The 13,428-nt window shown below is 40.1% G+C and carries 9 protein-coding genes; 1 reads left to right on the forward strand and 8 read right to left on the reverse strand.

Going from position 1 to position 13,428, the window contains the following annotated elements:
- Positions 1-37 precede the first annotated feature (37 nt).
- The 6 genes from HBH39_RS18210 to HBH39_RS18235 form a co-directional block, all read right to left on the reverse strand.
- Positions 38-1,213 carry an acyl-CoA dehydrogenase gene (locus tag HBH39_RS18210; RefSeq protein ID WP_167680239.1) on the reverse strand — a complete coding sequence of 392 codons (1,176 nt, stop codon included), beginning with the start codon at positions 1,211-1,213 and terminating at the stop codon, positions 38-40.
- Between the two features lie 72 nt (positions 1,214-1,285).
- A complete protein-coding gene (locus tag HBH39_RS18215; protein ID WP_167680240.1) occupies positions 1,286-2,068 on the reverse strand; it encodes a peptidylprolyl isomerase in 783 nt (260 codons plus the stop codon).
- Positions 2,069-2,126: 58 nt separating this feature from the next.
- Positions 2,127-2,810: a respiratory nitrate reductase subunit gamma gene (gene narI, locus HBH39_RS18220; RefSeq protein WP_167680241.1), complete on the reverse strand. Its 684-nt coding sequence runs from the start codon at positions 2,808-2,810 to the stop codon at positions 2,127-2,129.
- 9 nt (positions 2,811-2,819) lie between these two features.
- Positions 2,820-3,533 (reverse strand): nitrate reductase molybdenum cofactor assembly chaperone, encoded by a 714-nt coding sequence (narJ, locus tag HBH39_RS18225; protein ID WP_167680242.1) that lies wholly within the window; start codon positions 3,531-3,533, stop codon positions 2,820-2,822.
- Positions 3,534-3,543: 10 nt separating this feature from the next.
- The gene (gene narH, locus HBH39_RS18230; protein WP_167680243.1) at positions 3,544-5,076 is read right to left on the reverse strand and encodes a nitrate reductase subunit beta; all 1,533 of its coding nucleotides are present in this window, start codon (positions 5,074-5,076) and stop codon (positions 3,544-3,546) included.
- 15 nt (positions 5,077-5,091) lie between these two features.
- Positions 5,092-8,817 (reverse strand): nitrate reductase subunit alpha, encoded by a 3,726-nt coding sequence (locus HBH39_RS18235; protein WP_167680244.1) that lies wholly within the window; start codon positions 8,815-8,817, stop codon positions 5,092-5,094.
- A gap of 289 nt (positions 8,818-9,106) precedes the next feature.
- Here HBH39_RS18235 and HBH39_RS18240 point away from each other — a divergent pair, with 289 nt between their 5' ends.
- Complete coding sequence (locus HBH39_RS18240) at positions 9,107-10,888, forward strand: ATP-binding protein (RefSeq protein ID WP_167680245.1); 1,782 nt, start codon at positions 9,107-9,109, stop codon at positions 10,886-10,888.
- 302 nt (positions 10,889-11,190) lie between these two features.
- On the opposite strand, the gene HBH39_RS18245 is transcribed toward HBH39_RS18240, so the two are convergent.
- Together HBH39_RS18245 and narL are read right to left on the reverse strand one after the other, a co-directional pair.
- Positions 11,191-12,396 (reverse strand): IS256 family transposase, encoded by a 1,206-nt coding sequence (locus HBH39_RS18245; protein ID WP_167680246.1) that lies wholly within the window; start codon positions 12,394-12,396, stop codon positions 11,191-11,193.
- 119 nt (positions 12,397-12,515) lie between these two features.
- On the reverse strand, positions 12,516-13,172 hold the full coding sequence (narL, locus tag HBH39_RS18250; RefSeq protein WP_167680247.1) for a two-component system response regulator NarL: 657 nt from the start codon (positions 13,170-13,172) through the stop codon (positions 12,516-12,518).
- Positions 13,173-13,428: the final 256 nt, after the last annotated feature.

A 13,428-nucleotide genomic window follows, 5' to 3' on the forward strand; every position in this document is an offset into this window, starting at 1 on the left:
AATATTCAGCTCACAATCTACTTAGCATAACCTCGGGTTAGCCAAAGGCTTGAATGCCCGTTTGCGCCCGACCTAAAATCAGCGCATGAATATCATGAGTGCCTTCGTAGGTATTGACCGCTTCAAGGTTCATGACATGGCGAATAACATGAAACTCATCGCTAATGCCATTGCCACCGTGCATATCACGAGACATGCGGGCTATGTCTAACGCCTTACCACAGGAATTACGCTTGATCATCGAAATAGCTTCAACGGGCAAAGTATCGTTATCCATCAACCGACCCGCTTGTAAGCAAGCAAATAACCCCATGGTGATATCGGTTTGCATATCAGCAAGCTTTTTTTGGATAAGTTGAGTTGCCGCTAATGGGCGATTAAATTGAATTCTATCTAGGCTGTATTGACGCGCCGCGTGCCAACAAAACTCAGCGGCACCCAATGCACCCCAAGCGATACCGTATCGGGCTTTATTAAGGCAACCAAAAGGCCCTTTTAAGCCAGACACATTAGGCAGCAATGCATCTTCACCCACTTCAACGTTATCCATCACAATTTCACCTGTGATAGAAGCACGCAGTGAGAATTTACCTTCAATTTTGGGGGCGCTTAACCCTTTCATGCCTTTTTCTAGTATGAATCCTCGGATCTCGCCGTCTAATTTGGCCCACACCACAAACACGTCGGCAATTGGTGAATTGGTGATCCACATTTTAGCGCCAGTTAGGACATAACCCTCTTGGGTTTTAGTCGCTCGTGTTTTCATGCCACCAGGGTCTGAGCCAACATCTGGCTCTGTTAATCCAAAGCATCCAACCCATTCACCACTGGCTAATTTTGGCAAATATTTCATCCGCTGTGCTTCGCTGCCATAGGCATAAATCGGATGCATCACTAAAGATGACTGCACGCTCATGGCTGAACGGTATCCACTGTCCACGCGTTCGATTTCACGGGCAACTAATCCATAACTCACATAATTAGCGTCTGAGCCGCCGTATTGCTCCGGCAACGTTGAACCTAATAAACCAAGTGCACCAAGTTCATTAATGATCTCGCGATCAAAATGTTCTTTTCGATTTGCCATTAATACTCGAGTCATTAATTTTTCTTGTGCGAATTCATGAGTCATATCTCGGATCATGCGTTCTTCGCCAGTTAACAAACTATCGAACTGTAATGGATCTTTCCAATCAAATATTACACGAGACATGGGTTCCCCTTATTTTTATTGTTTTATCTACAAAGACAGTGTTTAACTTCTCTAATTGTTTAACTACTGTAACTATTGCATTAATGGACTGGCATCAACATCAAATTCAAATCCATCAATATTAGCCTGGCTTATTAGGTGTCTAATGTATTGTGCTATTGCTTTACGTTTTACTTTTTCATTTAAATAAGTCGTGATACGTTGCTTAACTAAATCATAAGGTAATTGATTACCGGCAATTTTCATGTCAATAAATACCACATGGTATCCATAACGTGATTCTACTGCATGAGTCATTAACCCTTCACTTGCAGCAAAAACTTGTCGTTCAAATTCTGCAACGGTTTGACCTTTACTCAATTGCCCCAATACACCTCCATGCTTGGAAGAGTCACATTTAGAATGTGCTGAAGCTAAAACGCTGAAGCTTTCCCCCTGTTTTAGCTGCTTAATAATTTCGTCAGCTAATGCTTTGGCCTCTAATCTGGTATTGATATCTTCTACTGGGGCTGGTAATAAAATGTGTCTTGCTGCTACCAATGGTGATGTCGTAAATTTTGATAAATTGGCTTGGTAATACTGTTGGCACTCTGCCGATGTGGCTTGTGGTATTTTAATATCTTGATTAATAAGTTGCTCTAAAACGGCATCTTGGTAAGTTTTTTCATCTGCAAATGTTGTTGCATCAATGTTATTGGTCAAATTGAGTTCGTCTGCACGTTGTAATAGCAATTTACCAATAATTAAACTTTGAGCAGCACTTACCATAGCTGCTCTATGATTGTCTGCTGGATGGTATTGCATTTCATTCAATACGGCTTGTTCAGAGATAGACTCTTGATTAACGCTTATCATAAGGTACCCTCAATGGAAATGAAAAATGCCCTGAGCTAAGCCCAGGACATCACTATCATTAACGTTTCACACGAACAACTTGGTAGTTTCTGCTTAAGTATTGAACTGGAACACTGGCAATGTGAACTAGACGACTAAACGGAAATAATACAAACAAACTCATACCAAGAAATATATGCAGTTTGAAGATAATATTCACATCGGCAATCGATGCTGTCGCTTCAGAAATATCAAATGTCACCACATTTTGAGCCCAGCTCATCAGCAATAACATTTCTGAACCATCAAGATGCCCCAAAGACACTATGATAGTTATTAATCCGAGTACAAGCTGGACATAGAGCACCATCAAAATGGCAATGTCCATGTTACTGCTTGTTGCTTTTATTCTCGGGTTGTTTAAGCGACGTTTGATTAAAATGGTTAATCCATATAAACAAATTAAACCAAATATTCCACCAGCCGTTATCGCGATTAATTGTTTGTCACTGGCTTCAATGCCAAACAAGTGCCATACCTCCGCTGGAGTAAGCAAACCAACAAAGTGACCAAGTAAAATCGCGATAATTCCAATATGAAAAGCTCGACTTCCTCTTTTAAGGTCTTTACTTTCAAGTAGCTGGCTTGAACCTGTTTTCCACGTATACTGCTCTCTATCGTAACGTACGATAGAGCCTACAATAAAAATAGCGAAGGCAATATAAGGGTAAATGCCAAAAAACAGCGTGTTTAAATAACTCATGGTTTACTCCTAACTGGCACGTTTATCAAAACCAGTCCAGGTGACTGGCACAAACTGATCTTTGCGTTGACTTTCACTCGGACGATTAACAGAGCTTGGGCAGTTTTCTGCATCAGGGGCACCAAAGGTAACCGCTTCTTCTTCCCATTCTTTATCAATCGCCTGCTTAGTATCATCACGCTTTTCATTAACGAGTTGGGCTCGAATTGGAGCCAAGTCGACCTGGTTTTGCGCTATATGAAGTAACGCATCAAGCAACACCGCGTAATCACTCTGACGTTTCTCTAGGCGACAAAATAGAAGTGCAAGAATATGCTCTACTTCTTGTATTCCCGCCCTAGCATTTTCATCACCTTGGCTTGATAAAAACTCAAGAAATAGTGGGATATAATCCGGCAATTCTTTTTTATCGAGTTCTAATCCTGCTTGTTTGTATTGGCTAACCAAATCAACCATCGCTTGACCACGATCCCGGCTTTCGCCGTGCAAGTGTTCAAATAACCACAAACCAAGAGCACGACCACGCTCAAATAGGCCATCATACTCTGCTTGCCAGTCCATTAAATCACCTGCAAAACGGTGTTCAATAAATCCGACTACAGCTGCTTGATGTTGCTCATTCAATGGACTATTTTGTACCACTTCAATGAGTTCATCACACGCATCAATCATCTCCTGCTTGGGGTAATCCAGCAGATGAGATATCACACTCAATACTTGCATGTTTTACTCCTTATTTGATCTCAACAGGGATAATCTGGCGAACAGTTTGCTTTTTGTTACCAAACAAATTCACGCTATTTCCACCGTCACTACAACCGTTACCAAAGCTAAATCCACAGCCGCTCTTCATGTCATAAGCATTGGCAGCATAGGCTTTATGGCTGGTTGGAATGACGAAGCGATCTTCGTAATTTGCAATCGCCATATAGCGATACATTTCTTCAACTTGGTTTACCGTTAAACCAACTTGCTTAAGCACGGCTAAATCTTCAACACCCTCAACTTGCTGAGCACGTTTAAAGGCGCGCATTGCAATCATTCTTTCAAGCGCATGAATAACAGGGCGTTCGTCACCAGCTGTTAATAAGTTAGCCAAATAGCGCATTGGAATTCGCTGAGATTTCAAATCAGGAATAACACCATTCATGCCAATATGACCTGCTTTTACGGCAGTTTGTATTGGTGATAGAGGCGGCACATACCACACCATTGGTAAAGTGCGATATTCAGGGTGTAATGGTAGTGCCACTTTCCAGTCAACAGCCATTTTGTATACTGGTGACTGACGAGCTGACTCTAACCAACTATCAGGGATCCCTTCCGCTCTAGCAGCTGCAATAACTTCTGGGTCACTTGGGTCAAGGAACATACTTAATTGAGCGGGATACAAGTCATGCTCATTAGGTACGCTTGCGACTTCTTCGACTCTGTCAGCATCATATAAAAGCACGCCTAGGTAGCGAATTCGACCCACACAGGTTTCTGCACATACTGTTGGTTGCCCAGCTTCGATACGTGGGAAACAGAAAATACATTTCTCTGATTTACCTGATTTCCAGTTGTAATAGATCTTTTTGTATGGACAACCCGATACACACATACGCCAGCCACGACACTTGTCTTGGTCAATCAGCACAATGCCATCTTCTTCACGTTTATAGATAGCGCCCGATGGACAACTCGCAACACAAGCAGGGTTGATACAATGTTCGCATAAGCGTGGCAAATACATCATGAATGTTTTTTCAAACTGACCATAGATGTCTTTTTGCACAACTTCATCAAAGTTTTTATCTTTTTTACGCTCAGAGAACTCTGTACCAAGAATTTCTTCCCAGTTTGGCCCCCAGTTAATTTTCTCCATACGTTGACCGGTAATCAACGAACGAGGACGAGCCACTGGCTGATGCTTGCTATCTGGTGCATTGTGTAAATGTTGATAATCAAAATCGAATGGTTCGTAATAATCATCTATTTCAGGTAAATCTGGATTAGCAAAAATATTAGCTAATAATCTACGGCGATTACCTTGACGAGGCTCTAGAGAGCCATTTTTATTGCGCTTCCATCCACCATTATATTTATCTTGGTTTTCCCATTCTTTTGGATAACCAATACCCGGTTTGGTTTCTACGTTATTGAACCAGGCATATTCCACACCCTCGCGGCTAGTCCAAACGTTTTTACAAGTAATAGAGCAAGTGTGGCAGCCGATACATTTATCTAGGTTTAACACCATGCCAATTTGTGCACGTACTTTCATATTTTTATCCTCGACTTACTCTGCGTCTAACCAGTCAACATTGTCCATTTTACGAACAATCACGAACTCATCTCGGTTACAACCTACGGTACCGTAATAGTTAAAACCGTATGATTGCTGTGCATAACCACCGATCATATGGGTTGGTTTCATCACAGCTCGAGTGACTGAGTTATGGATACCACCACGAGTTCCTGTTGTTTCAGCACCTGGGGTGTTAACAATTCGCTCTTGAGCGTGATACATCATGCTCATCCCTTGTGGTACACGTTGTGATACAACCGCACGACACGCTATTGCACCGTTTACGTTAAAGACTTCAATCCAATCGTTATCTTTAATGCCTGCATCTTTGGCGTCGATTTCGCTTAACCACACAATCGGACCACCACGACTTAACGTAAGCATGAGTAGGTTGTCTGAATAGGTTGAATGAATACCCCATTTTTGATGCGGAGTGATCCAGTTCAACACCAACTCTTTATTACCATTTGGTTTTTTGCCTATAATAGGTTGAGTCGTTTTTAAGTTAACAGGTGGTTTGTAACTCACTAATGTCTCGCCAAAATCGCGCATCCATTGATGATCTTGGTAGAATTGTTGACGCCCCGTTACAGTACGCCAAGGAATATACTCGTGTACGTTGGTATAACCCGCGTTATAAGAAACATGCTCGTCTTCTAACCCAGACCAAGTCGGTGAGCTAATAATTTTGCGTGGTTGCGCTTGAATATCGCGAAAGCGAATTTTCTCTTCTTCTTTAGGCTTAGCTAAATGGGTGTGATCTAGACCAGTAAATTCACCTAAAGCAGCCCATGCTTTAACCGCTACTTGACCATTAGTTTCAGGCGCTAAACTTAAAATCACTTCAGCGGCATCAATAGATGATTCAATTTTTGGTCTACCTTTTTGAGGGCCTTCAGTAGTGTGCAGATAGTTGAGCTCACCAAGGAATGCCACTTCTTTTTCGGTATTCCAATTAATGCCTTTACCTCCATTACCTTGGCTTTCCAATAAAGGACCAAGAGAGGTAAATCGGTTATAGGTATTAGGATAATCACGCTCTACAACCATAAAGTTTGGCGCTGTTTTACCCGGGATAAGGTCACATTCACCTTTCCACCACATTTTAACCCCATCTGGTTGAGCTAATTCAGCAGGTGTATCGTGCATTAAAGGCACTGAAACAAGGTCTTGCTCCAAACCTAAATGCCCTACACAAAGGTTAGAGAATGTTTTAGCGATGCCTTTAAAAATGTCCCAATCTGAACGAGATTCCCAAACAGGATCAACCGCCTTAGATAATGGGTGAATAAATGGATGCATATCTGATGTATTCATATCGTCTTTTTCATACCAAGTCGCGGTAGGTAAAACGATGTCTGAATACAAGCAAGTTGTAGACATACGGAAATCCAATGTCACCCATAAATCTACTTTGCCTTCAGGTGCTTTATCATGCCAAATCACATCTTCTGGTTTTTTATCACCACTTTCGCCTAAGTCTTTACCTTGTAGGCCATGCTTAGTGCCAAGGAGGTGGCGCAACATGTATTCATGGCCTTTACCTGAAGATCCCAGTAGGTTTGAACGCCAAATAAACATGTTGTGTGGGTAGTTTTTAGGATTATCAGGATCTAAACTCGCAAATTGCATTTCACCTGAAGTTAACTGCTGCACAGTATAATCTTTTGGTGACATACCCGCTTTAACCGCTTCTTTACATAAATCAAGTGGGTTTTTATTAAATTGTGGCGCTGAAGGCAACCACCCCATGCGTTCAGCACGTGTGTTGTAGTCAAGTACTGATGCTGTCCACTTAGTCTTATCTGCCAGAGGCGACAACACTTCGGTCATTTCTAATTTTTCATAACGCCATTGATCAGAATGGTTATAGAAAAACGAAGTTCCGTTCATTTGACGAGGTGGTTTTTGCCAATCTGAACCAAAAGCTAATGGTACCCAACCGCACTGAGGGCGTAACTTTTCTTGGCCAACATAATGCGCCCAACCGCCACCTGATTGACCAACACAGCCACACATCATGAGCATGTTGATTAAACCACGGTAGTTCATATCCATGTTGTACCAATGGTTTAAGCCGGCACCCACAATAACCATGCTGCGGCCTTTCGTTTTATGTGCATTATCTGCAAACTCACGGGCAACTTGAATGACATTTTCAGGATCAACGCCGGTGATTTGTTGCTGCCAACCAGGTGTATAAGGCACATTATCTAAATAAGATTTAGCGGTATTGTCGTCGCCAAGACCATTATCTACACCGTAGTGCGCAATCATTAAATCAAATACGCTGGCAACTAAAACGCTGGTGCCATCTTTAATCGTAACGTTCTTAACAGGAACTTTGCGAACTTGGATTTCATCATGTTCAGTGTGTTGGAAGTAGCCTAAATCATGAGCTTTACTGCCAAAATAAGGAAATTGTACATCGGCTACGCTGTCAGCTTGTTGCTTTAAGCTCAATGCAAACTTATGTTTTTCTCCTGTTTTGCCGTTACGTTGCTCAATGTTCCATTTACCCTTCTCACCCCATCGGTAACCAATTGAACCCGTTGGAGAAATAAGTTCTCCCGTGTTTTCATCTATTGCAATGGTTTTCCATTCAGGGTTGTTATCTTGGCCAAGATTATCTGCTAAATCAGATGCACGTAAAAATGCACCTTGGACTAAGCCAGTGTCATTTTTATCTAACTTAACCAACATTGGCATATCGGTATAAGTGCGCACATAGTCAGCAAAATATTCACTCTGTTTTTCAATGTGAAATTCTTTTAAAATGACATGGCCAAAAGCCATCGCAAGTGCAGCGTCGGTTCCCTGCTTTGGTGATAACCAAATGTCAGACAATTTAGAACATTCAGAATAATCTGATGTGATAACGACAGTTTTAGTACCTTTGTAACGCACTTCAGTAAAGAAGTGGGCGTCAGGTGTACGAGTTTGAGGTACGTTTGAACCCCAAGCAATAATGTAGTTTGAGTTATACCAATCAGCAGACTCAGGTACATCTGTTTGTTCACCCCATATTTGCGGTGAAGACGGGGGTAAATCACAATACCAATCATAGAAACTTAAACAGTTACCACCGATTAGCGATAGATAACGAGAACCTGCGGCGTAGCTCACCATACTCATGGCTGGAATAGGAGAAAATCCCATAATACGGTCTGGACCGTATTCTTTAGCAGTATAAATATTCGATGCAGCAATAATTTCATTCACTTCGTCCCATTCAGAACGAATAAAGCCGCCTAAACCGCGCTTCGTTTTATAGCTTTTAGCCTTAATTGGGTCATTAACAATTGAAGCCCATGCATCAACAGGATCGCTAAATTGAGTTTTAGCTTCACGCCAAAGTTTTAATAAGGCTTGACGTACTTTAGGGTATTTTAAGCGGTTGGCACTATAGATGTACCAAGAGTAACTTGCCCCACGTGGACAACCTCTAGGTTCATGGTTTGGTAAGTCTGGGCGAGTTCTTGGGTAGTCAGTTTGTTGGGTTTCCCATGTCACCAAGCCATCCTTGACATAAATTTTCCAGCTACATGAACCAGTACAATTTACTCCGTGGGTTGAACGTACAATTTTATCATGTTGCCAACGACGACGATAACCATCTTCCCACTCGCGACTTTCATCAGTAGTCACACCATGTTCATTAGAAAACGATTGTTTATTAGTCTTAAAAAAGCGCATTTTATTTAAGAAATGGCTCATGTATTCATCTCCTCACCGACTTTGTAGCGGGCCTGTTACTCTTTACTTATGCCAAAACAAGTTTTTTTATTATGCTTAGCGATAGACTGTAATATATGATTAGAAAACAGACTTTAACTTGACGCAGATCACGTCAAGGTGAGTAGATAATGTGATGAAAAACATGAAAATACCCTCTTGTAGGTAGTGAGGGAAGTAGTGTTTTTTAGCGTAAACAGTGGGGTTTGTAACCTGTTGTAGCTAACTACAAACACTGTTGCGGTGTGGTGAATTCTTTGTGGGTAATTTGATGAAAAAACGTTTCCTTGGTTCAGTAATGTTTCACATTACTTTATCGCTAAGCAGTATTATTGCCATTGCAATAATGACAATGTTTGCCTCTTATTGGATTACAGAACAAGCCGATATAGATGCTTATGCTATCAATGTTGGTGGGTCGCTCCGAATGCAAACTTACCAAATAGGTTTTTATACCAATACTGGTTTGACTGATGAAGCTGAAAAGGCCACCTTACTATTTGAAAAGAAATTAGACTCGCCTATTTTTAGTCAGCTCAGGCAATCAACGGATGTCATTTCAGTATTGAATGACTTAAAGCTTTTCTGGTACGAAGAATTAAAACCAAACCTGTCTCAAAATAACCCACTATTAACACAACATCTTGCCACCCAAGTTTTGCTCGCAAACAAAATGGTGACACTTTTACAAAATAACGCTGAGCATAGAATAGTACTACTTAGAACAATTCAACTTGTGGCGGTTTTTATCACCCTTATTTTAGGAGTATTAATTTTCTATTTAATGAAATTATGGATTCAAACACCTATGGCGCAACTCACTCAAGCTGCACATGCTATAGGTAAAGGAGACTTTACTCAAAGAGTTCATGTAAAAGGTGATGATGAATTAGCGTTACTTGCTGCAACATTAAATCATACTTGCGATGCTATCGCTGCAATGTATGGTCAACTTGAAAAAAGGGTACAAGAACAAACTCAAGAACTAAAAAGAAATAATAAGGCGTTGTTATTTTTATTTTCGACCGTCAGAACGATGCTAGAAAAACAAGGGCATAAGATTGATTATCAAAAGCTTCTAGATCAATTGACTGAATTAATTAATATCCAAAACATTGAATTATGCTTAATGACCGCACATGGTGAAACCCCGTATTTACATTTACATAACCAGCAAATGAAAGATCATTTGTGTGTGGCTAAAAACTGTAATATATGCTTTGGTGATGCTGTATTTACCAATATAGAAAAACCAGACAACACTCTATATCCACTGGTTTATAATAATATTAATTATGGAGTGTTAGTGGTAAGCAATGATCAAACCATGAGCACACATAGCTGGCAAAATCAGTTAGTTCAGTCGGTTGCGGATCAAATAGCTTTATCACTTAACTTAGCTGATCAACACAATAAAGAAAGGCGTATAGCATTACTCCAAGAACGGACTGTTATTGCTAGGGAACTGCATGATTCTCTAGCACAGGCACTATCCTATTTAAAAATTCAAGTTACCCGTTTAGATTTCAGCCAGAAGAAACTCCAGTATGATCAACAACAACCCATTATTGATGAGTTACGCTTAGGTTTAGACTCTGCTTATCGTCAATTAAGGGAACTATTGACAACTTTCAGATTAAAAGTACTCGATGAAGGCTTATATCCTGCGCTAAATAAAACGCTAGAATTACTAACTGAACAAAGTGACATGCATTTCAGTCTTAATTTTGCTATTCAACAAGTGCCCTTATCTCCTATGGAAGAAATTCATTTACTACAAATTGCCCGTGAAGCTTGTCAGAACACGGTTCACCATAGTCAAGGAAGAAACGTTTGGATAGATGTCAAACAAACACACACCAACACAGTGGTATTAACCATTAGCGATGATGGTATTGGTATCACGAAGACAGCAAAACTTAATCATTATGGTATGGCCATTATGCAAGAACGCGCAAAACAGTTAAATGGCGAGTTAAATATAAGTGATAGATTAGGTGGCGGTACAGAGGTGATGCTGACTTTCACCCCACAAAACTCGACAGCGCAATAATGACAATAATAATCAATTTTTTGTGATTATTTATAGCTCCAGAATTAATGAAGAAAAACAGATTACATCAGGGCCACCGCATGAGTGATTAGATTTTATACAAACCGTGAAAATTTATTAAACGAAACGCCGTGAAATCATCCATGATGGCTTAACAACCGCATCCATGCGGTTGATATTCGTTTAATAAACTTCCACTAATTGAACAAAAAGCATTCGCGATCTACCCTGCTGATTACATCCACCAATTCGCACATGTAGATATTTTGAGGGCGTTCAAAATTCTGTGTCAGTGTAATTCATTAAATATCCAGTACGCTGTCTAAACGCCCTTCAAAATAAATAGCTAGTTGAGATAAACAGAGACTCCAATTGTGAATTGGCATTGTCCATTTCTCTGACGCATTTAATATGCCCGCGTACAGTAGTTTCAGCAAGCTATTTTCATTAGGAAACGCCCCTTTAGTTTTGGTTAATTTTCTAAACTGACGATGTACAGCCTCCACGGCATTGGTGGTATAAATCACCTTTCGAATGTGTTCTGGGTACTTAAAGTAATGCGATAAGTTATGCCACTTCCTACGCCAGGAGTTAATGACTAATGGGTAAGCATCACCCCATTTGGTCTCTAGTTCATCGAGCGCTAGCTCAGCTGCTTCCTTTGTCGATGCTCGATATACTGGCTTCAAATCTGCCATAAATTCCTTCTGGTTCTTAGAGGCGATATATTTCATCGAGTTACGAATTTGGTGGATCACACACAGCTGAGTTTCTGTCTCTGGGAAAATAGTCGCGATGGCCTCAGGAAATCCAGTTAGACCATCAACGCAGGCGATGAGGATGTCTTTTACGCCACGGTTATTAAGATCCGTCTGCACTGAAAGCCAATAATTAGCCCCTTCATTCTCTGATAGGTGTAGCCCTAAAATTTCTTTTTTACCCTGCATATTAAGTGCAAGCAAGGTATAAACAGCCTTGCTGACGTAGCGGCCATCCTCTTTAACTTTATAGTGAATCGCATCAAGCCAGACGATTGGATAGTGGCTATCTAAAGGCCTTTGCAGCCATGCTTTTAGCTCTGGGATAAGTTTATCGGTAATTGCGCTGACAGTGCCTGTGGCGACATTCATACCGTACATATCTTCAATGTGCTTATGGATATCACGATAACTCATGCCCATGCTGAACATTGAAAGTATCTTTTGATCGATTTCATCTGAAAGTGTTGTTTGATTCTTTTTAACAAGTTGAGGCTCAAAGCTACCGTTACGATCTCGTGGTGTATTAAGCTCAAAGCTACCAACGGATGACTTTATGGTTTTACTACTAGCGCCGTTCTTACGATTGGGCTGTTGGTCATTATCAAGATTCTGTTCAATTTCAGCTTGGAGTGCCGCTTCTGTTAGTTGCTTGATGAGTGATGTAAGGACACCATCTTTACCGTTTAGGTTTTTACCTGCTTGAAGCTCTTTAACTGCATCGTTAAAGTTAAATTTATTGTTTGTCATGTGTCATTCCTGTTTTAGTAAACTCTACTGAAATGACACAGATTTTTGAACACTACCGATATTTTTTCTTCATTATTTCAATCACATACCCATTGAAAGAGCAATTTTTTAAAGCGTGATTATGATTTGTTGTTTTGTTGGCTTAACATCCAAACTGCAGCTTCAACACGAGAACGCATACCGAGCTTCTTTAGTAAATGCTTAACATGAACTTTTACTGTGCCATCGGTAATATCCAGCTCTCTAGCAATTAGTTTATTAGTCAATCCTTTCGCTATTTGCTTTAATATTTCAAACTCTCGACTGGTCAATGAGTTTAATAAAATAGCCCTTTGCGATACGTCAGGTTTACGTATTGCCTTAGCTAAAATCGCTGCGAGTTTATCTGAAATCACCATTTTCCCTGTCACTGCTTGTTTGATTTTTTCTAATATCAAGACAGGATCCATATCTTTCAATAAATAACCATCAGCACCAAAACTAATTGCTTGAATCACGTCTTCATCATTGTCGGAAACTGTTAACATAATAATTCGAGAAGTCACGCCTTCAGAACGCATAACTCGTAAGGTTTCAAGCCCATCTATACCTTGCATATTTAAATCTAAAATAATCAAGTCAGGATCTAACTTTATCGCTAGTTCAATACCATAAGTGCCATTGTCAGCCTCCGCCACGACTTCAAGATCACTTTCTAATGCAATCAATTGTGTTAATCCTTTACGTAATAAAGGATGATCATCAATTAATAAAATTGTGGCAATATTATTGTTCATTTTTTAGCCCTATTATTTATACAAGTAAACCCAGAATCATTGTAGGTAACATTTGTAAGGCAAAAGTTGATTTACATCATGAATATGTAAAAACGCTTGCTAGGTCACATTATTAAAAAGTACTTATGAAGAATAAATATAATTAGAAAAATACAACTTAAATAACAACAACATAGAAAAAAAGAATACTCACTCATAGGTAGTCACTCCCGCAATCTAGCAGCTCAAAATTACCTACGATTGTGCATTGTTTCAA

This window comes from Shewanella aestuarii (assembly GCF_011765625.1).
Taxonomy (GTDB): Bacteria; Pseudomonadota; Gammaproteobacteria; order Enterobacterales; family Shewanellaceae; genus Shewanella; species Shewanella aestuarii_A.